This is a genomic window from Paenibacillus sp. FSL H3-0329, from assembly GCF_037963285.1.
In the GTDB taxonomy this organism is placed as follows: Bacteria; Bacillota; Bacilli; order Paenibacillales; family Paenibacillaceae; genus Paenibacillus_AQ; species Paenibacillus_AQ odorifer.
Window position 1 is genome coordinate 4,470,114 of sequence record NZ_CP150150.1, and the last position, 24,841, is coordinate 4,494,954.

Below are 24,841 nucleotides of genomic sequence, written 5' to 3' on the forward strand. Positions count from 1 at the left end.
CACTAAATCCGCTTTTTATCTTCAGGGCTCTGATTAATGGTCTTATACCTAAAGTCAAAATAACCCCCTACACATATAATGATTAGCAAGACTCGGTGCTAGAGCGGACGACTGGCTCCACAGAATACAGGAGGAATTATGAAGAAGACAGCTAATAGGCTCACTCCTGAAAGGCCTTCAAGTCACGAAGTCACCATCAGCCAAGTAAATCCATCGCAACACCATAACCTCATCCTTGAGATGAACTCTTATAGAGCAGAGCCGCTGCAACGGGAACTCAAGCAATTAAGAATATTGCTGCTGGTTCCAACAGAGGCAAGCGATAAAATGCCTAATGTACGACTTTTTAAGGATCAACTAAGGCATTTGGTCAAAGAAGTACTTGCTATTAAATTCCAGCATAATCTGGAGGAATATTTAGCCCATTTTCAACCTGATCTAATATTAGCTCTAGGATCGGAGACCCTATTTCCGGAGGAGAACCTCCCTGCTCTGAAAACTTCCAACGTTCCCAAAGCGGTATGGATGGCAGATGCAGCTTGTCTTACTCCAACAGAACGTAATCTGGCATTGTTATTCGATTATATTTTCACACAGAACATAGCTAATCTGATCTATTATCAGGGTTTATGGGGCAAACATTCCAGCTATCTCCCATATGCTGCGGATACGGATCTCTATTATCCAAGACGTGTGGAGGACTGTTATCAGAGTGACGTACTCATTCTCGGCGATTTTCAAATCGATAGTGTGCTTTACACGTTGGCGTATTCAGACCTGCTTCAAGGCCTTAAGGTAATGATCGCCGGGCGTGGTTGGGACCCCCCATAAATTTCCTGGATATCACCCATAGTAAAGATATGTCCAGTTATTATAATGGAGCAAAAATCATCATCAATTGCACTGGTTCTATGCAGCAGATTATGGAGGTCACCGCTTGCGGTGTATTTCAGTTAGTGGAGGATCATCCCCATCTTCATAATTACCGAATTGCAGAAGAAGATCTCATTCGTTTCCAGAACTTCAAAGAGCTCTCCGATAGCTTTAAGCACTATTTTTCACATAGTGAAGAAAGGAGAATTTCTGCCTCTCGTGCTCTAAAGGAACTTAAATATAACCATTCTTATATCCAGCAAGGAAAGTTACTGCTGAGCAAAATATTCAAGGAACCATAGGGGGTGGCATGACTTGAGATGTATTGCTTTTGTATTGCCTCAGTTTCATCAGATCACAGAGAACGATTCCTGGTGGGGTGAGGGTTTTACAGAATGGACAAATGTCAGGAAGGCTGCAGCCCTTTATCCTGAACATGATCAGCCCAAGAAGCCATTAAATAATAATTACTATGATTTAACGGATCCTAAAGTGAAACAATGGCAGGCAGAGACTGCAAGGGCTCATGGCATTTACGGTTTTTGTTATTATCACTATTGGTTTAATGGCAGGCGACTACTGGAACAACCGGTTCAGCAGATTCTTGCGAGCAAAGAGCCTGACTTCCCCTTTTGCCTTTCTTGGGCTAACGAACCATGGACACGTAGCTGAGATGGCACCGAAGAGGATGTACTGATGCCACAGGAATACGGAGAAGAACGGGATTGGCGAATGCACTTTTTTGCATTGCTGGAAGCCTTCAAAGATGATCGTTATATCCGAGTGGAAGATAAGCCTGTCTTTATCATTTATAGATCTGCTAGTATCCCGCGCTGTGAAGAAATGCTTCAATATTGGCGCGAATTGGCTCTGCAGAACGGACTTAAAGGACTTCATCTGGTCCGGACACTGGGCGGTTTCCCCCTACAGAAAGAGCAAGGATTCGATGCCAGTCTGGAATTTGAGCCGCATTACACATTCGCACATGGCGGGGTTAAGCATTTATGGAGCTCAAAGCAGGTGGAGGATCAGAGGCATATCGTAATTGATTATGATGAGTTATGGGAATCCATGTTGGAGCGGACACCCCATAGGGACGGAGAAATCATATATCCGGGAGCCTTTGTCAACTGGGATAACACACCACGGAAAGGCCCTGCCGGACAAAGCACCTTAGGTGCTAATCCTCAAAAATTCGGCCAATACCTTTCACGACAAATTGAGCGCGCCAAAAAAATGTTCAAAAGTGAATATATTTATATCAACGCCTGGAATGAATGGGCTGAAGGCGCCTATCTGGAACCGGATGAGCGTTATCAATATCAATACTTGCAAGCCGTTAAGGAAGCCCTACAATTTCATCACAAAAAAGATCCTTCTTAGCCGTAGCGCCAGAAGGATCTTTTTCATTTTATGTTATCTTTCCGATGACTGCACTCTGGCGCTTCTTGCACTCACCAATCTCCAGCCAGTTAATAAAGCAGCCACTAGACATATGGATGCCGAGGTTACAAACACTACATGCATACCCTCGATAAATAACTCTGGTCGGCCGGGAACTAACCCTGTCACTCTATAGCCGGCTTTACTGCTCATCACTTGAAAAAGAATTGTAGTAGCAATTGTAATGCCGACAACCATACCGACATTACGAACTAACGAATTGACACTACCCGCAGAACCAAGCTGTGTTCTTGGTACCTTAGACATAACAAGCGAGTTGTTCGGCGATTGAAACAGGCCACTTCCTATACCCAGCATAGCGATCCACACACCTACCAGCACAACAGAACTTCCTACATGAAGCTGTGCTAATCCGAACTGTGCAATAACCATGACCACCAGCCCCGCAAAAGTCAAAAATTCAGAGCCTATTTTATCCGATAGCGCACCACTCATTGGAGCCACGACTACCATACATATCGGCAACAACATTAACAAGAAGCCTGCATAGAATGGCGATAAATTAAGCATGTTCTGTGCATAAAACGGCGCGATAATATTGAAGCAGAAATTCGCTGTAAATACGAGAAAACCACATAATATACTTAAAGAAAACAACGGATTCTTAAATAATGACAGCTGCAACAACGGTTCTTTTCTACGAAGCTCCGTCCATATGAAAGCAATGAAGCTGACGACAGCAACAATTATTGATGTAACAATTAAGCTGTTACCATACCCTAGCTGTTGTCCTAGTAATAATCCTGCGAACAAAGTAATAATAAAAACAGCGAACAGTAAACTGCCCGGCACATCAATCGAAGATTTCACTCTCGTTAAATCCTTAGGCAATACCTTCCAGCCAAAAAATATAGCGATCAGACCAATAGGCACGTTAACCCAAAAGATATACTCCCAGCCTAAGGTGGAAACCATAATCCCGCCTAAACTTGGACCAGCTATACTTCCCAGAGACACGAATGTACCAATGAAACCAAGGGCTTTACCACGCTCCGTGGCAGGAAAGATATCCGTAACAATTCCCTGACTGTTCGCCATGGTCATCGAAGCACCCAAGGCTTGAATAACACGTGAAGCGATCAAGGCTGGTAAACTTACACTAAGCCCACACAGCATAGATCCAATAACAAATATAATGGTGCCAATCTTAAAGATTCGAATCTTTCCTACGATATCTCCAAGCTTGCCGAAGAAAAGTATCGCTGCACAGATCGCCATTAAATAACCTGTAGTTACCCATTCGATTTGCGCCATGGGCAGCTTCAGTTGTTTGGATAGCTCAGGCAGAGCAATATTGACAATACTACCATCAAGGGTGGACATAAACGTAAAAATATTCAGAACAATTAAAATCATCCAGCGCTTCTTCTGAATTTCTTTATCCTCTTGGTAGGTTGCACTTACAGAACTCATAACTAACACCTCATTAAATATTAATAATCACCGTTTAGTTGCGCACGCAACCAAACTCGCCATACCCAGTGTACAACAATTTAGTTGCGTGCGCAACGACTTTATTGTACACTTTATTTCAAGGCAACAAATGAGCGAACATATAACCCAAAGAGGTGTCTATATTGGCAAGAGAGCCTATCGGGAAGCTAATTTCCCATCTTCACCGTCAAAATCAAAAGAAACTGGTTAAGCAATTTGTCCCCTATGGAATCGGTAGTGGTGGACAGCATAGCTTTCTTAAATTAATTCTTTCTCGGCCAGGCATTACACAGGATCAGTTAACTGCCGAATTGAAGTTCGATAAAGCAACTACAGCACGTTCTGTGAAGCAATTAGAGAATTCGGGGTATATCGAGCGCAAAGACGATCCTAATGATCGACGCTCCCACCTTCTATATCCTACCCCGAAAGCCATCGATTTCTTCCCAGTTTTACAGTCCATCTTAGATGAATTTAATAAAAGCCTTGTGGGCCATTTAACCGATGAAGAAGTAGAGCAACTACATTTCCTGCTGCAAAAAATCAGTACAAACGAAGAATAGAACATAAGAAAAAGGATGTCCCAAAGCCACTCGGCTGTTGAGGCATCCCACTTTTACGTTTACTTTTGCTTTACAATTTCAGCAACTTCTTCCGTAATCTCTTCCCCGCCCATACTCTTCCATTTAGCTACAAACACATCAAAATCACTAAGCGGTGAATCACCCACAATAATATTTAAGAACGTCTCATTCTCCAGATTCTGCAGTTCCGGCCATTTGGTCTTCATAAGTCGGGTGTTCCCATAAAAGATCCCACGCACTCCCTCTATAGCAGTTGAGGTTAACACAGCTACTCCATATTTATACGCATTCGCTGCTTTCCAGCCTTCAAGATCTTTTTTGGGCTGCTCTGTTTCCGCTACCCATTGATCATAAATGAGCCGGGTATCAGAATTTAATGTATCCGGGTCTATCTTTCCGTGCAAAGCCTGCTGGATATCAGCATAATGTTTCTCAATCGCATCCCTATAATCTATCAAAAGATCGAACGGATAATAAGCACGCAGCTGAATGCCTGTCTGCGCAGAGAAATCACCCAGCTTTTTTACCTCCTCTTGATTAGGATCCTGTCTTCTTTCGAGTCTTGTAAACACGTTCAATTGCTTGATTACAGCCTCTGGATGTTCAAACCCTTTACGCACAACAAGATATCGATCTGTTACCGGAGCCAAATGAGCGACAAACTTACCGGAATCATCAACTGGAGCTGCATATGCTCTCCATTCTGCCTTCGTATCCAAAGCCACTGCCTCTGACAAAGGATAATAAGGCATCCACCAAGGACCAAAAAACATCCCTGATTTACCTGTAATAATAGGCTCCTGAGTTTCCTTATATAGTGCAAAGTCCGGATCCAGCAACCCGTGTTTATACCAATCAGCAAGTTTAGCAAGCGCTTGTTTGGTTTCTGGTGTAATGGAGCCATACACGATATTTCCGTTTTTATCCTTAATCCAATTCGTGGGGAAAGCATGAAATGCACTAAAAACAGCATCCAGACCATTAACTAATGGTTTAGTTCCATATACGATATTTTTGTAGCCGCTTAGACCGACGGTATCTCTTTTTCCATTCCCGTCAGGGTCTTTTTCAATAAAAGCTTTGGCAATTTTCTCGATGTCTTCAAAAGTTTGTGGAGGTCGCAGCTCCAGCTTCTCCAGCCAATCCTGACGTACCCAGAGCAGCACGGGAGAGTCTGCATCAATAGCTACATTCGGCAATCCATATAATTTACCGTCGCGGGAAGCGTCCTCTAATGCCTCTCCCTTTGTAGAATTGTACATATCCTTGATAAGTTCAGATCCATATATTTTATATGTCTCTGTCAAATCTTCAATCATGTCATTATCAATTAATTTCTTCAATTGATCCCGATCCACAACCATGGCATCAGGCAAATCGTTGCTATCAATGGCAAGCTGCACCTTTTGCGTAAAAGCATCCTCACCCTTCGCTTCCCAGGAGTGAACCACTTTGATATTCGTAATGCTCTCTAAATAACGGGTGATTGGATTGTTATCGTTGCTGTCACCTGTATTAAGTCGCGAGTCGGGAACCTTAAATCCCACCCGGATCACAATCGGATCCTCATATTTACTATAAGCGATAGAAGTATCTTCATCCCCTGCCTGAGGGCTTGCAACTGAATCTACTGTACCGATATTGTCACGACATGATGTCATTCCAATGACCATAAACACTAGGAGGATAGATTTCCAAAATTTCATATTTGGTTTTTCCCCTCCGCACGGAATTCACTTGGTAATTTACCAATACGTTCTCTAAACAATCTGCTGAAATAACGATCATCCTCAAAACCGGACCGCGAAGCAATCTCACAGACGGGAAGTGTAGTCTCCAGCAGCAGTGATTTGGCAAGCTCCAGCCGCATTCCCCGTAAACATTCACCAAATGTCTCTCCGGCAAAACGAGCGAAACACTGGCTGAAATAACCACGGCTCATATTAATGACGGCTGCAACGTCGCTCTGATTGATTTTGTCACCTGCATGGCTCTGCATATAACGAACTGCGCGAATAAGACAGGACATAACCTCTTTAGTTAATCCAAGCTCCAGCATTCTTCGTCCCACATGATCAGAAAATCGCCGCAGCCAGTTCTTCCAATGACACCAGTTCAGATTATGGGAAATGTCCTTTTCCAGTTGAGCAGCATCTTCAGGCTTTAAAAGTAAAGAACTCCAGCTTTGTATTAGAGAGTGTGCAAACGCCAGAAACTGATCAGAACGGGGTTTCTGCTGAAGTATGTTTGCTACAAATTTCTCCCACTCATTTCCATCAATTGTCCACTTCAAATTCTGTGCTTGCTCCAGCAAATTATCCGCCTCTTGTTTTGAATAGGGAGCCCCTGGTTCCTTCTTTATGTCTTCATATTTCAATGAGGTCAAATCCTCAGGTTCAGGATGATAAAATAGAATACGGCGTAATTTCGCAGTGAGCTGTTCCTCTAATTCCTGTAACGGTTGATCTCTCAATCCACTGATCAGCGCGGTCTGCCATCGTCCGGATAGCTGGATCTTTAGTTCACGTTTGCTCTCATCTATTGAGAAACGATGCAATAAGGGAGACATCCACATCTCATGAAAAGTAATAAGCGGATTATTTTTCACGCTGGACAGCTGAAATAATTCTTCTTCATTGCATTGATGATTTAATGGCAAATATAGCAGAGCCTTATCAGCAGCCATACGTTTACTCTCCCCACGAACCAGAGCATCCCGCGTATTGTCCTCCCATTTAATACGATCGACAAGACGTCTGATAGTTTCATCCGCATTTTCCATCTCAAGCAGTGTTTTTACAATATAGTCAACGGCACCTAAACGCATAGCCTCCTGAACATAGTCAAATTCATGATGACAAGTAAGGACAACACAGCGAATACCTGTGAACCGTTGTCTAACCATTTTAATAAGCTCGAAGCCTGAAATGCCAGGCATGGTCAAATCCACAAATAATAAATCTACTTCCTGCTGTTGAAGCAGCTCCAAAGCAGATTTACCATCACCTGCCTCCCCAACTATAACAATCCCTAAGGATGACCAATCAATCAGGGATATGAAGCCTTTTCGCACGAGTCTCTCGTCATCGACAACTACAGCCTTAATCATCGAAGTCCTCCTTACCTTTCCTCGGAATCACAATGGATACAACCGTACCTTCTCCTGGCTTACTGAACATCTCTAGCTTCATTTGTTCTCCATAATAGGTTCTAAGCATCCGGTTCACATATGAAAAACCAATTCCAAGTCCCCGTTTTTTCGCTCCATCATCAGACAACAGCTGATCTAATGTATCTGCATCCATCCCAGCTCCGTTATCTTTTACACATAACTGAACTTCTCCTTCACCATGTTTCATTATCTCAACATCTACCTTGCCATTATCGCTTAATCCATGATAAATCGAGTTCTCCACCAGAGGCTGAAGCAAAAATCTCGGGACAGCCACAGACAATACATCCTCATCAGCTTCAACGTTAAATTCAAATTCATAATCATAACGAATACGCTGCAGCTCCATATAATTTCGAATCGCTTCAATTTCCTCGCCAATGGTAACAATGATGCTTTGCTTGCCCAGATTATAATGCAGCACCTTTACAAGAAGAGTGACCAGCTTGTCGATCTCCTTCTGGCCGTTTAACCGGGCCATCCACTGTACCGTATTTAAGGTATTATGCAAAAAATGAGGATTGATCTGGCTGAGCAACTTCTCAATCTCAAATTGGCTTTTCTGCTTCTCATTATGGGCAACCGCAACAATCAGCTCATTCACCTGTTTTTTCATCTGCTGAAAGTTGGTAAGCACAAAATCAAATTCTTCCACATTCGTATAGGCTACCGGAGCGGTAACATTTTCCGCCATTCGGTTGATTTCAAGGTTGACCTTACGCAACGGACCATAAATTTTCCTCCAGATGATCCAAGCCAGAAATCCGGCAAAAAGAAGGGTGGAGAAGGCAAGTAAGATCATTTTATAAAACCAAGAATAAATTTCACTGTTGAATTCTGATTTTTTCACAACGGCAATAAGCTTCCAGCCCTGAGGACTCGCGTAACGAAACAGATGATATCCACTTAGCGTTTCATGGGTGAGATTGGAGTTGCTTCCCGCAGCTTTAATAATACTTAGCGGAAGTTTGCCGTCGATCACTTTTGTACTATTACCTTGCTGATTGACCAGCAGATGATTTACTTTCATCCCGTAGGACTCCTGATTGAAGATTTTGCGAAACAAACTATAATTCGTCTCCAAATAAATATAAAGCTTATGCTGGCCCGGCACACGGACAATCCGCTGCTCCGAGAACACGAGATTATCACCAACAGCGTACATAGTGGGATGTGGTCCATAATAATCAGCCCCGTTATATCGCATAAAAGACGGCAATGTACTGATATCAAAATTTCTGCGTGCGCTCATGTTGGTGAACAGAACGGGATCATCGCTGTCCGGCATAATGTAGGCTGTAAGTCCAATATAAGGGTTCGTAAAATTGACTAGATTGATCTTCTGGTTGATGGAATTCATCATTTGCGATTTGCGAAAAATTTGTTTTTCCTGAATAAATGAGGACATCTCCTGCACAATCTGCCCGTCCAGAGCAAACTGCTTGGAGGCAAAATCCATATTGTCGATGGCATTCTCCAGGCTTGAGGCTTCCTGTCTCAGACTAGCGCTGATCCCGTTGCCAATTTTACCTGAAAGGATGGAGTAAGTAGAGGTGTAGGTTACGAATCCTACTAAGAGAAGCGGAAGTAGTGTTCCGATTACCAGATAGATAAATAAGGTATTGCGTAAGGATTTGACAGCTGGAGTATGACTCCGCAGGGGTACTCTTACCATCTGGATCATCCTCTTCTTTCTATCTGAAAGCGTTTTATATTAATGTGAGAATACCACATTTATCCTTAATTGAATAGAATAAGGCAGAACAGCCTCCACGCCGCCCCGCCTTATTTTATAGTTACTAGCCGTGTTTATTTAACGCTTTTACGGGCCTCGAACAATTCCTCAGCCTTTTTAATCGAGAAATCCATAACTTCGGAATAACCAAGACCATTTACCTTATCATGCATTTCTTTATTCAACTTATCATATTCCGCTTGATCTTTAGCAAAGACCATTTTCCAGGAAATCTGTTGAATAACCGTACCGATTTGTTTATTCTTTTGTTCCACTGTTTTATCCATGGTTAACGGCTCTTTGCCAGTGAAGCCTTGTGGTGCTACAGCCAATAGATTGTTTTTCTCAAAATACTCCTTAGGAGTCAGAACGCCCATCTTCGCTCTCCAGTCACTATCAAGCTTGGAAGGGTTACGTTCCAGGGTTGTTGTCCACAGATTATGATCGAATGGCTCACTATTCTCTGGATTCACCATCGCCGGAACCACAAACGAGAAGTTCATTTGATTGGAGCCATAGTAGTAGTCACCACCGCCGTATTCAGCAGGAACTTGAGTATTCTGTTGATCAGTATAAGCTTTCCAACCAAAATCAGTCACTGCAGGTTTGCCGTTTGCATCAATATCCCAGGTCAGACCTTGAGGTCCGTTAGGTACTGCTGTACCACTTCCTGCAGAAATCATTGCACCTTCCGGTGTGTACATCCAGTTAATGAATTCCATAATTCTAGCAGGTTCCTTAGCTTTTGCGCCGATTGCAATAATACCGTTACCACCGTAAACATTGAAGCCTGTGGAATACATCAATTCATCTTTGAACGGAACTAGCGCAAAACCTTTACCTTCGGCTGTTCTTTCTGGTGTATTGTAGTTAGCAGCTCCTAGCCATGGGAACCAAGAGAACAATAGACGACCATCTTTGTATTTCGCTACAACATCGTCGAATTTTTGCGTCATAGAGTCCGGATCAACCAGCCCCATTTGGTTAGCTTCAAAATACAGTTTGAGCGATTTCATGTACCAGCTATCTTCGGATAAAAAGTCATAATACTTTTCTTCATCTGCCTTAACATACACAGCAGTATCAGGAATTTCGTCATAGCCCATCATGTTTGCGAACTGTTTAGCCAATGTCATTTTATAGTTGCCATCCCAATCAGACCACATCGAGAAAGCATAGTTTTTTTTGCCTTGTTCGTTCTTAGGCTCGAGCTCTTGCATTTTTTTCAGCACAGGCAGATAATCTTCAATCTTTGTAATTTCTGGCGCTCCAATTTGTTGGTAAAGATCAAAGCGCAGGTCTGGACCCCAAGTCATATCTTTTCCTTCAGAAGGTCCGGATGGGTTAGAAGCTACGCTGTTCCCCATACCAAAGACTGATGATCCACCGCCAAAAGCTACCTTTGCTTTCTCAATAGCTTTTGGGAAAGTGCTAGAAATGTCTTTTCCGTATTTGTCCAAAAGACCGTCCTGTGTCCAGTCCAAGAGCAGCTTTCCTTTGATGGCATTTGGATAGTGGTTCTTGTCGTCACCGAAAATAATGATATCTCCAAGATCACCGGAAGCCATCATTGCAGAGATTTTGGTATCTCCACCAGTCAGGTTTGAAGCTACAATGTCCATTTCAATGTTGAACTTATCCTTGATGATTTTTGCAAACCATCCGGTCTGTGGACCGGCATAGTTAGCGGTTGTTGAGAATACAGTCAGCTTCAGCGGCTTGGAATGATCAAGCGCTCCGTCATCCGGTGCTGCTGTCTCCTCCGCCGGGGCATTTGTGGCAGCCGACGTAGGTTTCTCTGTGCTCGTGTTTTTGCCCGAATTAGCCGTATTATTCCCCCCGCCACATGCTGCAAGAACGAAGACCAGGATTACGGATAGCATGACAAGCGATGCTCTTCTTAATCTCATTGCTTTATACCCTCCCTTTCATCTCTTCACTTATAGTTCAACTCTGCTTATAGCAGAGGAAAACCCAGTTCTGATCCAGAGCGGCCACCCATCAGCCTTTAACCGCACCGATCATAATTCCTTTGACGAAAAAGCGTTGGAAGAACGGATACACGATCAAAATCGGCAATACGACGATCATCGTGACAGTCATCCGCACAGAGGTTGGAGTCTGCATATTCGCTGCACTAGCGGCCATATCTGGCGAATTACGAATTAAGGCCGCGAGCGAGCTGGATTCGTTCAAATAACGCCATAATAAGAACTGGAGCGTAAAGTATTTCGTATCTGTCATTAGAAACGCCGTATCAATAAAGGCATTCCACTGATTCACCGCTGAGAAAATCGTAATCGTAGCCAAGATAGGTGTTGTAAGAGGAACAATGATACTCCAGAACACCCGGAAGTAACCTGCTCCATCCATTGACGCCGACTCCTCAAGTGAGGGCGGAATAGCCTCGACGAAGGTTTTGACCAAAATGATATTAAAAGGAGTAATAATAGTTGGCAAAATATAAGCCAGGTAATTATTAGTCAGATGCAAGTTATGCATGGTGATATACCATGGGATCAGCCCTGCGCTGAAATACATCGTGACTACAACACTGCGGTACCAAATACTCCGGCCCCACATTTCCTTTTTGGTGAACAAGTACCCAAGAAATGCCGAAGATCCAACGGTGAGCAAAGTACCAACAACTGTTCTATAAATAGAGACTGTCGCCGCATGACCTAAACCACTGATTCTTAGAACCTTACTATAGTTATCAAAATGGATCTGCCTTGGATAAAATTTGATATACCCCGCTGCGCTAAGATCATTCGAACTGATCGTATTAATGAACAAATAGTAGAATGGATAAATGCATGACAGGGTGAACAATCCAAAGAGTGTGTAGATAATAATTTGAAAGATTAATTCTCCAGAAGTTAGTTTTTTCTTTCTCAAATGGGATCACCCCCGCCTTAAATGATAGATTCGTCACGCACCATCTTGGATAATGTGTTTGCCGCGAACAGTAGAATTACACTGACGACCGACTTCAGCATACTGACAGCTGTGGCAAACGGAAAGTTGTTAGCGAACGCAATATTGTATACATAAAGATCCAGCACTTCTATGGAATCTTTATTCATCGCATTTTGAAAGGCAAAGTACTGCTCCATCCCGTTATTGACTAGGTTACCTATGGAGAGCAGCAGTAGGACAAAGAAGGTTGGGACAAGACCCGGAATGGTAATATGCCAGATTTTACGGAACCGGCTTGCACCATCCACCTCAACGGCCTCGTACAATTCTTGATCAATGCCTGCGATTGCAGCAAGATAGAGAATGGCACCCCAGCCTAACGATTTCCACCAATACCAAATGATCATCGTGACCCAAATATTCGAGCTGGAGGCTAAAAAGTTATAACCTTCATCAACGATTCCAAGCTGCACTAAAATGTGCGTGATGACCCCGTTATCAACGGAGAACAACGAGAAAGCCAATGCATATACCAGAATCCAGCTGATAAAGTTCGGAATCGTGGTTAGCGTCTGCACCATCTTGCGATACCAGCCTGACTTAATCTCGGTCAGAAAAATCGCAAAGATCACTGGAAATATCGAGGTAATTAGTCCAAGTGAACTCATGGCAAGAGTGTTCTTCAGCACGCGCACAACCTCTGCGGTCTGTGTTGGATTGGATACAATCGTCTTGAACCATTTCAACCCGACATATGGCGTGTCAGACAACGGTATTCCGGGAATGAAATCATAAAATGCATAAATCCATCCGCTGATCGGCAGATAATAGAAAATAAAGGTGACAATAAGAAACGGAAAAGCCATGAAGAACAATTTATGTTTGTTCTTCATCTTCCAGCGGGATCGATGAACCGGATCGACGCTGGGAAGTAATTCACCAGAAGGTACCCCCATGTCGGAATCTCCTATACCCAGATTTTGATTACGTTTTCATAGTATCAGAACCATTATGTATGGCGAGATAGAACACAGAACGGCCTCACTGGAGAACCGTCTGATGCTTGTGAACCAAATTCGCATCTATTTCGACCATTTTCTACCTAATCACTGTGGGTCTAGTGATGTAGAGCCTACATGCCTTTTGGCTTATAAAAAGCGGCAGGATGACGGGAATTCCCCTCATCCTGCCGCTGAAAGAAATGGTTTCTAAGGGACGCTTGGGAGCTATGGGCAACTAGACCCTCCTCGTTCACTACATCAACTATGGTGCGTTTTGTCCTCTTCATCTGCTACATCAACTATGGTGCGCTTTGTCCTCTTCGTCCGATACATCAACTACGGTGCGCTTTGTCCTCTTCGTCCGCTCCATCAACTATGGTGCGCTTTGTCCTCTTCGTCCGCTACATCAACTATGGTGCGCTTTGTCCTCTTCATCCGTTATGGTCTTTCACACTTCATAGATCTTGCATCGGACCCAGATGCACTTATTTCCGGGATTCAACACATTTTCTCGTACTATCGGACTCAGGTGCAGCTATTCACACAAATATAGTCCAAATATAAGCAAATTCATGCCCATAAGAGCAATACAGTCCGAAACTACCGCAAAGTAGCTTAAAAATCAGCAATAGCGACTATACGGTCCGAAACACACTTCATGCTGCGAAATCAGGCACACTTCTATCGAGAATTCATCGCATTCACTCATACAGTCTGACTCATTCTTGGATCCACCGCATTCCCTCATGCTATCGGACCCAGATGCACTTATTTCCGGAATTCAGTGCTTTTCCTCGTGCTATCGGACTCAGGTGCAGCTATTCACACAAATATAGTCCAAATATGAGCAAATTCATGCCCATAAGAGCAATACAGTCCGAAACTACGGCAAAGTAGCTCAAAAATCAGCAATAGCGACTATACGGTCCGCAACATACTTCATGCAGCGAAATCAGGCACACTTCTATCGAGAATTCATCGCATTCACTCATACAGTCTGACTCATTCTTGGATCCACCGCATTCCCTCATGCTATCGGACACAGATGCACTTATTTCCGGGATTCAGCGTTTTTCCTCGTGCTATTGGACTCAGGTGCAGCTATTCACACAAATATAGTTCAAATATGAGCAAATTCATGCCCATAAGAGCAATACAGTCCGAAACTACGGCAAAGTAGCTCAAAAATCAGCAATAGCGACTATACGGTCCGCAACACTCCACCCATCATTTTTTGGCACACTTCTATCTAGAATCCATCACATTTTCTTGTACTATCGGACTCATTCTAGAATCCATCACATTTTCTTGTACTATCGGACTCATTCTAGAATCCACCGCATTCCCTCATGCTATCGGACCCAGATGCACTTATTTCCGGGATTCAGCGTTTTTCCTCGTGCTATCGGACTCAGGTGCAGCTATTCACACAAATATAGTCCAAATATGAGCAAATTCATGCCCATAAGAACAATACAGTCCGAAACTACCGCAAAGTAGCTAAAAAATCAGCAATAGCGACTATACGGTCCGCAACACTCCACGCATCATTCTTAGGCGCACTTCTATCAAGAATCCATCACATTTGCTCAAGCTATCGGACTCATTCTTGAATCCATGACATTTGCTCATGCTATCGGACTCATTCTTGAATCCATCGCATTCCCTCATCTATCGGACTCAGATGCACTTATTTCCAGGATTCATCGCATTTACTCATCCTTCAACGCAGCTCCCTTACTTCGAGGGTTCATGCTCATTTGTACTCCCAACCACACATAAAAAAGCAGCCTCTCAAATGAGAAGCTGCTCCATCACTTTACAACCATAGTTTGTTTACACCAAATCACTGCATTCCGTATAATACGCACTATTTTCCGCTCATTATTCGAATGCCCAACGTCTTCCGCAAAACCTAATGCCCGGGCGTCTTAACTTCCCCCTCCGCGGAGGCATCCATTTTCTGACGCCCCATAAAAAAGGAAGCCAGCAAAGCTAATGCAGCTGGAATAACCGCCCAAGCGAAGGTGTTCGCAATGGAAGAGGAAAGTCCCTCTGTAATTTTGCTCAAAATTTCCGGTGGAATGAGTGCTCTAGTCTCAGGCGACAGCAGGGAATGCGGATCTTTAAAATCCATAGCCCCCACAGCCCCCGCAGAAGCAGCTCCTCCTCCATTTGCTGTGAGCAACTTAGTTAGACTGCCCGAGAAATAATGGCTTTGAATAATGCCAAATGTGGTAATTCCGATGGTCATGCCAAGCGAACGAATGAAATTTAGTGTTGCGCTGGCGGAGCCGCGTTGCTGCGCTGTCAGACCATGAATAGCTGCTGTGCTTAACACAGAGAAGGAAGCGCCGATGCCCAATCCGATTAAAATCATGTACAAGGTAACCAAGAGACGTGAAGCTTCCGGAGTAAGCGTTGCTACCAGTCCTGTGCCGATCACCAAAAGTACAAACGTAGGTATCAGCAGATTGCGGTAACTGGTTTTTGCCATCAGGAATCCTCCCGTTGTGGCGGTAATTACTGAGCCGACCATCATCGGCAGCAGGACAAGTCCTGAATTGGTAGCCGAACCCCCCAATACACCTTGAATAAAAATAGGAATGTATACGGAGGCCACGATAAATGCAGCACCGCTAAATAGCGCGCACAGAATGCTGACGGCGTACAGTCTTTTTTTGAATAAAGCAAAGGAAATGATCGGCTCTTTCGCTCTCGTCTCTACAAAAAGGAACACTGCCGCCAATATAGCAAAAGCTGCAAATAAGCCGAGGATCATCGATGAGCCCCAAGCGTACTCTTTTCCACCCAGCTCCAACGCAAACATTAAGCAGATGACAGAGCCCAGCAGTGTGCCCGCACCCAGCCAATCAATAGGTTGTTTAGAATGCTCGTGTGATTCTTTATAAAAGAATACGACCATCACAAAAGCCAACAGTCCAAGCGGCAAGTTAATATAAAATATCCACTGCCAAGCAATATGATCGGTGATATATGCGCCTAGCAATGGACCAAAAATACTTGATAATCCAAACACCGCACCAAATGCACCGCCCAGCTTGCCCCGTGTCTCCAGTGGTACGGCGTCGAACATTATGGCAAAAGCAATCGGCACTAGCGCGCCGCCTCCAATTCCCTGAACCGCCCGATAAGCAGCCAACTGAGTAATTGTATCTGCCGTCCCGCAAAGCGCCGAACCTGCCATAAATACAATAATCCCAAAAATAAAAAACTTTTTACGCCCATACATATCAGACAGCTTGCCAAAGATAGGCATCCCCGCCATCTCAGCTACAAGATAAGCTGATGTTACCCAGACAAATTTGTCCATACCGCCTAGTTCCCCAACAATATTGCCCATTGCTGTAGCAACGATGGTGCTGTCCATGGAGGCCATCAGTATTCCTAACAGCAGACCTGCGATAACAATGCCCAGATTGGGCGCTTTGGCAGCACTCATTTATTCCACTCCCCATTGTCAAAAGATCTATAACTATGTGTTACAACTTCACTTGATGCCTCACTATTGCATTCTTGTGAATCTCCAAAACACTACGGTATTCCACAGTATCAATCTCACAGTCCACACCGATGATTACCCGATCTCCTCTGACAATATTTGCTTTTGTATTATTCAGCTCTATCGTATCGCCTTCAATGAGCCCAGCCTCAAAAAGCACTTTAGGATTCTGCTTCATCAAATGCAGGAATTTTCCGGTCTTGCTTTTTTTGATCGTTAAAGCACTGCCTCCAACCTCTTTCGCTCTACTTATTCCATATAAATTGATCTCCAGTTGCTCCGCACTTAGCAGTCCTGCCACATTGAGAGCGCCCGAAATACGCAGATGTTCACCTTCACAATCACCATTGACCTCCAAATTACCATTAAGATGAATATCGTCGATTTTTACGGAGGTTGCTTTAATTTCACCCTGACCCCGCAAGGAATCCCCTTCAAGATTACCCAAAAGTGTCATCTCACCGGTTATTTTCATTTTGGTCATTAGCAGGTTTCCATCTACTCTGGCATTTCCAGTCAGGCTCAGCTTCTCACAATCTACATCACCTGCAAAATGACCTTCCCCAGTAACTTTAATGTCCCGAAAGAAGCCTCCCGCTGAGGTCGTTGTGCCTATTATTTTCAAATTACTCCGAGTTGTTTCTTCACTCACCGATCTTCTCCACCTTTCCAACCTTTGCTTCTGGATGTACTGTGATCTGATCACGATACTCTATCCGTTCGATAGTACAGCCTGGCCCTACAATCACAATATTGCCCCTGATAACATCCGCTATTGTATACTCTAAATCAATAAAATCTCCTTCAATAGTCCGAGCCCGCAGCTCCGATCTTAATTTAGGGATGATTCCACTTAACATTTTGCTCCAGACTCCACTATTCGTTTGCCGGATCACTAGACTCTCCACACCAATTTCATGCGCCTTTCCCTGCCCTTGCAGTTTGAAGTCTACATGTCCTGCACTAAGTAAACCTCCGACACTAAAGCTTCCTTCCCCCGCAAAATCCTCAAGCTCACAATCACCCTTGATATTCAGCATTCCATGAAGAGTGCAACTTTCTCCCCGAAAGCTCTCACCGACAGTAATCATTCCATCCACCTTTAGGGAGTTAAAACGCAAATGTCCCAGCACTTTCATCGTCCCATTGCATTCCGCTTCTTCCGCCGAGAGATCATTCTTCAAATTCATATGCCCATTTCCTTTAAAAATTCGCGTCACGATGGGTCCCGTTACTTTGCCTACACCATCGATTTGCACACTGTTATAAGTACCTCCTGCCCCCCCGCTGACTCCGTTTATAATCAGATCCGGCAGCTGTCGTTTATCCATTACAGTAACCCCCTATTCAACAAGCTTAAAAGCAAGCTTACCTTTCAATTGTTCTATTACATCTGCACTGAGTATTTTACTGACCAGCTTTACCCCTTCATCGAACCATAACTCCGCTGGTGCCTGAGCCAGAATAAAGGATGACACCCCCATTTTGCGGATAAAAAACAACTCCCAGCTGTCACTCTCAAGATTGGAGGCTTTATTCATTAAGGTTCGAAACAGGAGCTCTGCTTCCTCCATATTCATCTCCCCTGCACTAAGCAGGCGGTCTACAGCCAATAAATAAGTGAGCTGATCGAAGCTATATCCATTCTTGACACCAAGCCTCTCTCCAAATTTCCCCAGTGTCACTGACGAAACAATGTTACGTTCTATAATTTCCGCAGCAGATACACTTACTCTGTCAAAAGAAGCCTTATCTGATAGCTTATCAGCCATTTCATCCAAAGAAAGTCCATCTTTCATATTCACAATATTATCGATACGGGACAAGATCATGTCTTTTGGAAAAAAAGTCTCCTGTCCAGTAAACGTAGATTTACGGATAAACCATTCCTCTGGAATCAACTGCTTCCGCTTCCAGCGGTACAATTGCCCATAGGATATACCGGTTAATTCTAATAGCTGCTTCTTCGAGATCAAATCCTCTTCCATGCTTATCACTCCTTGAAGCCATCGTAACATAACACTGTTACGTTGTAAAACCAATAAAATAAACTCACCTCATACCTACCTACGCTAGTAACCATCGAGTCCTAACTTCTCCCCCAAAGATTTTAAAGCATACCTTAAGAGCAGACCTCCGTCTTGAGAAGGATGATTTAACGGTTATTCACTATTTTTCCCACAAAAAAAGACTGCCCCCGCCGCTTATAAATGGCAGCATGGAACAGCCTTCTCTTAGAATGATTTTTACGAACTGCTAATCTTACTGAACAAAAGTATAATGTGCTGAATCATATTGCGGGCCGGATTTCTCATAAGTGAACCAGTACTCAATACTGCTGCCAGCGCTTAATCCACTCACCGTCTGCTTCCATGTTCCTGAGTTATTAGTCATCCGGTAATTAAGCTGGGAACCACCGCTAATCTTGTAATGTACATCTACATAAAGAGCACTGGTTACAGGTGTAATATAGATACTCGCCTCTGTAGCAGAAAGTCTCGTTACCCCTGCTGTAAAGTCAGCCGTCACATGATCACCGCCACCGCTGCCTCCAGTGGAATTAGTAGTAACTGTTGCGGTATTACTAGCGGAGGATAAATTACCTGCTGCATCCGTAGCTTTTACTGTAAACGTATAGGCTGTGCTTGGAGTAAGTCCACTAACAGTAGCTGTAGTTCCCCCCACAGTGGACACCTGCTGTGTTCCGCGATAAACAATATAACCTGTAACGCCAACATTATCGGTAGAAGCGGACCAGGTTAAGCTAACTCCTGTATCCGTCTTACTGGTTACCGTTAGATTAGCGGGAGCGGTTGGCGCGGTTGTATCCCCAGTATTACCACCACCCGTCAAATATTGACCTGTGAATGGATTAAACCGGTGCAGGGACATTATTAACCAGCCTGTGCTGGAAACACAGTTTTGCTGCGCCATCACCCAATAACTGTTGCTGGACCCTTTCAGCGAGTAGGGAATACCCCCGAGCGAAGCACCGCTTGTGCCTTGTTTTTTAATAATCTCTGTATTAATGGCGTCTGCCTTTGAGGCATTGCCTTGCAGATAATAAGCGAGTGACATGAATGCGCTTCCTTCAAACCATACGTCAGCACCCGTATTGCCAATTTGATTTCCGTTATCGTCATACGCCGGCAATACTTCGTCTGTCCAGTCAAAATCGTATCCGGTGAGCGTATTCCCAGCATCATTGTAAGTAAGCGTCTGCTTGTAACGCGGATTTGCTAGTGTTCCCGGGGTGCCGGAGGCATTTTCCACATAGGTTAAGCTTGCGCCGTAGTTATGGGCCCCGGATACGCCTAAAGCTAACACTCCCCAAGGGTTCACGTCTAAAGGTATTTTGGGGTCGATCAGATTTGTATCGTTTTTCCAGCCCCCCTTGAAACGTTTGACAGTGTCATCCCACACATAATTATCCAGGAAGGTTTTGACTCCAGAAGCCGCACTGTTATAAGTGGCTGCCTTTGAGGAATCCACCGAAGCATAATACTGCAATACCCGGTAAATATCGATATTGTGCTCGGTTGAGCTCCAAGGCTCATCGGAATTACTCCAACCACTCCATCCTCCTGCAATACTGCCATTAGCCTTTTTATACTGTAAACTCCAATCGAGTGCTTTAAGTGCCATCGGACGATACCGTGAATCATTATATTGCTTCTCATAAGCCATAGCAGCCATTGCCATCCATACAACGGGTCCCACATGTTTACGGATTTCTTCTCCGAAGCCGTTGTTATACCAATAAGAATTCAGCCAGAAGCCGGAAGGATCTTGAATGTCCCGCATTTTGTTCAAAACCTGCTCTGCCCGCGTCCGTTCACCCTTTACAATAAAGGCGATAGCTGCAACCGCTTGATCATACGTGTATACAATCTGTTTGGGGTTGTTTGGTCCCCAGAAATCTTCAAAGCTATCTACCAGTCCCTCAAAAGCATACCCCGCTGTTGCATCCTGCTGGGCTTTCAACCAGATTAAAGCACGATTTGAAGCGTCACTTGCAGCATCTGCATTCGCTTTTCCACCAAAGGGTAGAGCTACCCCAAGCACCAGCAAACTTGTCATTAAGATCGAAAACAGCTTCCTCATCTTCATAACTTTCCTCCTCTTAATCATGATGAACTAGGCAATGAGAGTTCTTTGAAGCATAAAAACTAAAGCGTTTTCAAACAGCAACAACAGGGACTTTTGAATATTTCACCATGGTAATTGTCCTCATTTTCAGGCTTAGAAACCCGTTCGTCAACGATTTTATGTAAATTTTTAACTAAATGAGGCGAAACAACCAAAATTGCCATTTGAGAAACCATACGAAAGACCAGCATATTTTTTATGAATTCATATTTATGAAGGCAAAACAAAAAGAGCAGACAGCTCCTTTATAAGGATTCTATCTGCTCTTTACTATTTATCTCTATACTATTCTGCTTTATCTTCGCCAGCAGTTTCAGCTGCAGCGGGTTCAGCAGTATCTTCTTCTGTTGGCTCTTGCGCTGCTGGAGGTGAAATACGGACAATCAAAGTGTCCTCAGGCGTCAATACTTCCCAGCCTTCATGCTTCGGCAAATCAGATACCAGCAATTGATCACCAATATCTAGTCCACTGATATCCACTTCAAAGGATGCAGCTATTTTATCTGGAAGTGTGCGAATATCCAGCTCATGCAATTCAATTTGTTGCACGCCGCCGCTCTTCACACCTACTGGTTCACCTGTAAAGTGGAACGCTACTTTGGTATCCAATTTGGCCTTCATATCAATCTGCTGAAAATCAATGTGCAGCAGTTGTTTGGATATTGGCTGACGTTGGATTTCTTGAATAACCACGTTCTTTTTGCCCGAGTCTGGCAATTCCAAAGTAAGAACAGCCCGTGGGTTGCTGGCTAAAATACCTGAAATTGTCTTAGCATCCGCTGTAAAGGACTGGCTATCTGAACCTGCACCGTACACGACTACCGGTACAAAGCCTTTTCTGCGCTGTGAAGAAGTCGAGCCGGATCTTTCTGTCAAACGTACTGTTGTATTCACGATGATTCCTCCTAAGTAGGGATTTTATACTAGACCGATTAGATATGTACGCCTAACCTAACCACTCTCTAATTACCCCATTGACCTGGCTTTGAAACCTCTCAAGACTTTTGAGCCCAGGCAAAAATAAGGTCAAATTGTATTATTATACAATTCAACATTAATTATTCATGTCTTAGGAGTAAATCATTGCTATATTTGTGACAACTATCAAACTAAATGACAAGCTACAAAATGGTTACTGCCAACATCACGAAATACCGGGATTTCAGATCTGCAAACCTCTTGCGCAAAGGGACAACGGGTATGGAATTTACAGCCAGAAGGCGGGTTCACCGGACTCGGAATATCTCCCTTAAGTACAATCCTTTCCCTTTTCAGCTTTGGAATAGGAATCGGAACAGCCGACAGCAGCGCTTTGGTATACGGGTGGAGCGCATTCTTAAACAGTTCATCTCTTGATGCCGTCTCCATCATAGAGCCCAGGTACATGACACCGATTCTTGAACACAAATGCTCCACAACACTCAGGTCATGGGAGATGAACAAATACGTTAACCCTCGACTCTGCTGGAGCTTACTGAATAAATTAATAATCTGTGCTTGGATGGAAACATCCAGTGCTGAAACTGGTTCGTCTGCAATAATCAGCTCAGGATTCAAAACAAGCGCACGGGCGATCCCGATCCGCTGCCGCTGCCCCCCGGAGAATTCATGCGGAAAGCGATCAATATGATAAGAAGATAAACCGCAAGCCGCTAGCGCTTCAAGCACCAGATCTCGCACCTCGGACCTTGAGCATAAACCATGATCCAGTAAAGCTTCACCAATGGCATCACCTATACGAACCCGTGGGTTAAGAGAGCTATAAGGATCTTGGAAGATCAACTGCATTTGGGGTCTAATATTGCGCAATTCAGCGGGCGACAGGGAGTGAATGTCTATCCCTTTGAATTTGATCTCACCTGCCGTTTTATCCGTTAGCCGTAAAATCGTCCGTCCGACTGTACTTTTGCCGCTCCCAGATTCCCCTACAAGCCCAAACGTCTCCCCAGGTTGAAGTGTGATGCTAATATCATCAACAGCCTTCACATGCCCAACGGTTCGATTAAGCAGCCCCTTAGTAACAGGGAAATATTTCTTTAAATGATTGACCTCAAGCAGTGCCTCAGGCATGAACAACCGCCTCCTCATACAACCAGCAAGCTACCTTTTGTCTGCTAGCTACCTCTTTAAGCCGGGGCTGCTGGCTGACACATACAGGCATGCAATGCTCACAGCGGTCATGAAAATAACAAGAGGGCACCAGCTCAAGCGGATTTGGCACTTGACCTGGTATGGAATACAGCTCATCCTGTCGCTGATTGATTACCGGCTTCGATTTGAGCAGCCCTTTTGTATAGGGATGTTTGGGGTTGTTGAACAATTCAACAACCTCCCCCTCCTCCACAATCTTTCCGGAATACATAACAATCACATAATCGGCCATCTCTGCCACTACACCAAGATCATGGGTGATTAGTAGAATGGACATGCCCGAGCTATCTTTAATTTCACGCAGCATATCCAGAATTTGCGCTTGAATCGTTACATCCAGCGCCGTGGTCGGTTCATCAGCAATCAATAGCTTTGGACTGCAGGCAATGGCAATAGCAATCATAATCCGCTGCAGCATACCTCCACTTAATTCATGCGGGTAACTATCAGCAATTTGCTCTGGTCGTGATATGCCTACCTGCTTAATCAGTTCAATCGCCCGGATACGCGCCTGTTTCTTGTTCATCTTCAAATGTACAATCAGCGGCTCCATGATTTGCTCACCGATCTTGATTACAGGATTAAGGGAGGACATGGGCTCCTGGAAGATCATCGCGATTTCATTCCCGCGGATGGTTCGCAGTGTGTTTTTGTCCATTTTCAACAAATCCTCACCCTGAAAATCAATTTTCCCTTGGGCTACCTTGCCCCCGGGTTCCTCAACAAGCCCCATGATGGACATCGCGGTCACGCTTTTGCCGCAGCCCGATTCTCCAACGATACATACCGTCTCTCCCTCGCGAACACGGAAGCTTACATCATCAACGGCTTTCACTTTTCCTTCTTCCGTGAAGAAGTATGTACTTAGACCGTCTATATTCATTAAATCACTCATCTGAGGGTCACCTACCTCTTCTGTTTAGGATCAAGCACGTCCCGGAGTCCGTCTCCAAAGATATTGATCGCGATCACTGTCGCAAAAATCGATAACCCTGGTGGAATCCACAGCCACGGCCGATCCTGAAAGTCGATCATATTATTCGCAGCATCAATCATATTGCCCCAGGTTGGAGTTGGCGGCATAACACCTAGCCCAAAAAAGCTAAGAACCGATTCACTCAATATAGCGCCACCGATGTTAAGGGTAGCCATAACGATCAGCAACGGAACGATATTCGGCAGCAAATGATTAAATAATTTACGTCGGTCACGGAGGCCTAATACTACCGCCGCCTGCATAAACTCACGTTCTCGCAGACTAAGCATTTGACCCCGTACCATACGTGCCATACCCGGCCAGCTCACAATACTAAGCATCAGCATAACGATATACATCCGATAATCCGTTGGAATCTTCCACTCCGATAATAACGCACCAAAAATAAAGAGCAGTGGCAGACTCGGGACCGTCAATAAAAGATCCGCAATCCGCATAATGATTTGATCAGCAATACCGCGGTAATACCCAGCAATAGCCCCCAAAAGAGCACCGATAAACACCGAAAGAACCATTGATGCTAGTCCTACGGTCAGTGAAATGCGCCCCGCCTGCATTACCCGGGTCAGAATATCTCTGCCCAATGCATCAGTGCCCAGCCAATGCTTCATATTGGGTGCCTTGTTCATCATAGCCATATTAATTTTGTTATCCGTATAAGGTGAGAACAGCGGACCAATAAAACAAAGCGCAAACATAAAGATCACCACCACAAATCCGGATACCGCCAGCTTGTTCTTCAGCAACCTCCGCATGGATTGCCGGAATAAAGAGGATTTTCCTTTGGTGGTCTGCGGCTTCGCGATCCCAGCTACATTACTTTGAACTGCCACGTCAGC

Annotated in this window: 20 protein-coding genes and 1 pseudogene; 4 read left to right on the forward strand and 17 right to left on the reverse strand. The window is 44.2% G+C overall.

Annotated elements, in window-relative coordinates:
* Window positions 1-138: 138 nt before the first annotated feature.
* The 3 genes and pseudogenes from NSQ66_RS19775 to NSQ66_RS19785 all read left to right on the forward strand — a co-directional run bounded on the left by NSQ66_RS19775 (window position 139) and on the right by NSQ66_RS19785 (window position 2,256).
* On the forward strand, window positions 139-831 hold the full coding sequence (locus tag NSQ66_RS19775) for a DUF3880 domain-containing protein (protein WP_076142303.1): 693 nt from the start codon (window positions 139-141) through the stop codon (window positions 829-831).
* Between the two features lie 29 nt (window positions 832-860).
* Entirely contained in the window at window positions 861-1,175 is a 315-nt protein-coding gene (locus tag NSQ66_RS19780) for a glycosyltransferase (protein ID WP_081390182.1), read from the forward strand.
* A gap of 13 nt (window positions 1,176-1,188) precedes the next feature.
* Window positions 1,189-2,256 (forward strand): annotated as a pseudogene (locus tag NSQ66_RS19785) (glycoside hydrolase family 99-like domain-containing protein).
* A 33-nt stretch (window positions 2,257-2,289) separates the two neighbouring features.
* On the opposite strand, the gene NSQ66_RS19790 reads toward NSQ66_RS19785, so the two are convergent.
* Window positions 2,290-3,750 (reverse strand): MFS transporter, encoded by a 1,461-nt coding sequence (locus tag NSQ66_RS19790; protein ID WP_038572373.1) that lies wholly within the window; start codon window positions 3,748-3,750, stop codon window positions 2,290-2,292.
* Between the two features lie 164 nt (window positions 3,751-3,914).
* Between NSQ66_RS19790 and NSQ66_RS19795 the strand changes: the two genes are divergently transcribed.
* Window positions 3,915-4,334, forward strand: a complete 420-nt coding sequence (locus tag NSQ66_RS19795) for a MarR family winged helix-turn-helix transcriptional regulator (protein WP_036685765.1) — start codon at window positions 3,915-3,917, stop codon at window positions 4,332-4,334.
* A gap of 59 nt (window positions 4,335-4,393) precedes the next feature.
* Here NSQ66_RS19795 and NSQ66_RS19800 read toward each other — a convergent pair whose 3' ends face one another.
* The 16 genes from NSQ66_RS19800 to opp4C all read right to left on the reverse strand — a co-directional run bounded on the left by NSQ66_RS19800 (window position 4,394) and on the right by opp4C (window position 24,835).
* Window positions 4,394-6,061: an extracellular solute-binding protein gene (locus tag NSQ66_RS19800; protein ID WP_076142301.1), complete on the reverse strand. Its 1,668-nt coding sequence runs from the start codon at window positions 6,059-6,061 to the stop codon at window positions 4,394-4,396.
* Window positions 6,058-7,464: a response regulator gene (locus tag NSQ66_RS19805; protein WP_076142300.1), complete on the reverse strand. Its 1,407-nt coding sequence runs from the start codon at window positions 7,462-7,464 to the stop codon at window positions 6,058-6,060. Before NSQ66_RS19805 ends, NSQ66_RS19800 begins: the two co-directional genes overlap by 4 nt.
* Complete coding sequence (locus tag NSQ66_RS19810) at window positions 7,457-9,202, reverse strand: sensor histidine kinase (RefSeq protein WP_076142299.1); 1,746 nt, start codon at window positions 9,200-9,202, stop codon at window positions 7,457-7,459. The genes NSQ66_RS19805 and NSQ66_RS19810 overlap by 8 nt, the downstream gene beginning before the upstream one ends.
* A gap of 134 nt (window positions 9,203-9,336) precedes the next feature.
* Window positions 9,337-11,172, reverse strand: coding sequence for an ABC transporter substrate-binding protein (locus tag NSQ66_RS19815; RefSeq protein WP_076142298.1), 1,836 nt, complete (start codon window positions 11,170-11,172; stop codon window positions 9,337-9,339).
* Window positions 11,173-11,263: 91 nt separating this feature from the next.
* Window positions 11,264-12,160, reverse strand: a complete 897-nt coding sequence (locus NSQ66_RS19820) for a carbohydrate ABC transporter permease (protein ID WP_036685756.1) — start codon at window positions 12,158-12,160, stop codon at window positions 11,264-11,266.
* A gap of 17 nt (window positions 12,161-12,177) precedes the next feature.
* The gene (locus NSQ66_RS19825) at window positions 12,178-13,137 is read right to left on the reverse strand and encodes an ABC transporter permease subunit (RefSeq protein ID WP_036685755.1); all 960 of its coding nucleotides are present in this window, start codon (window positions 13,135-13,137) and stop codon (window positions 12,178-12,180) included.
* 176 nt (window positions 13,138-13,313) lie between these two features.
* Window positions 13,314-13,469, reverse strand: a complete 156-nt coding sequence (locus tag NSQ66_RS19830; RefSeq protein ID WP_155288155.1) for a hypothetical protein — start codon at window positions 13,467-13,469, stop codon at window positions 13,314-13,316.
* Window positions 13,470-15,097: 1,628 nt separating this feature from the next.
* Window positions 15,098-16,645, reverse strand: a complete 1,548-nt coding sequence (locus tag NSQ66_RS19835; protein WP_038572380.1) for an MDR family MFS transporter — start codon at window positions 16,643-16,645, stop codon at window positions 15,098-15,100.
* Window positions 16,646-16,685: 40 nt separating this feature from the next.
* Window positions 16,686-17,357, reverse strand: coding sequence for a hypothetical protein (locus NSQ66_RS19840; RefSeq protein WP_038572381.1), 672 nt, complete (start codon window positions 17,355-17,357; stop codon window positions 16,686-16,688).
* The gene (locus NSQ66_RS19845) at window positions 17,350-18,036 is read right to left on the reverse strand and encodes a hypothetical protein (RefSeq protein WP_036685749.1); all 687 of its coding nucleotides are present in this window, start codon (window positions 18,034-18,036) and stop codon (window positions 17,350-17,352) included. Before NSQ66_RS19845 ends, NSQ66_RS19840 begins: the two co-directional genes overlap by 8 nt.
* Window positions 18,037-18,048: 12 nt before the next feature.
* Window positions 18,049-18,693 (reverse strand): YhbD family protein, encoded by a 645-nt coding sequence (locus NSQ66_RS19850; RefSeq protein WP_076100120.1) that lies wholly within the window; start codon window positions 18,691-18,693, stop codon window positions 18,049-18,051.
* A 274-nt stretch (window positions 18,694-18,967) separates the two neighbouring features.
* A complete protein-coding gene (locus NSQ66_RS19855) occupies window positions 18,968-20,815 on the reverse strand; it encodes a fibronectin type III domain-containing protein (RefSeq protein ID WP_076142543.1) in 1,848 nt (615 codons plus the stop codon).
* 324 nt (window positions 20,816-21,139) lie between these two features.
* Entirely contained in the window at window positions 21,140-21,748 is a 609-nt protein-coding gene (locus NSQ66_RS19860; protein ID WP_051491406.1) for a 50S ribosomal protein L25, read from the reverse strand.
* A 210-nt stretch (window positions 21,749-21,958) separates the two neighbouring features.
* On the reverse strand, window positions 21,959-22,924 hold the full coding sequence (locus tag NSQ66_RS19865) for an oligopeptide/dipeptide ABC transporter ATP-binding protein (RefSeq protein ID WP_076142545.1): 966 nt from the start codon (window positions 22,922-22,924) through the stop codon (window positions 21,959-21,961).
* Window positions 22,917-23,900 carry an ABC transporter ATP-binding protein gene (locus NSQ66_RS19870; protein ID WP_036685742.1) on the reverse strand — a complete coding sequence of 328 codons (984 nt, stop codon included), beginning with the start codon at window positions 23,898-23,900 and terminating at the stop codon, window positions 22,917-22,919. Before NSQ66_RS19870 ends, NSQ66_RS19865 begins: the two co-directional genes overlap by 8 nt.
* 11 nt (window positions 23,901-23,911) lie before the next feature.
* A complete protein-coding gene (opp4C, locus tag NSQ66_RS19875; protein ID WP_036685740.1) occupies window positions 23,912-24,835 on the reverse strand; it encodes an oligopeptide ABC transporter permease in 924 nt (307 codons plus the stop codon).
* Window positions 24,836-24,841 lie beyond the last annotated feature (6 nt).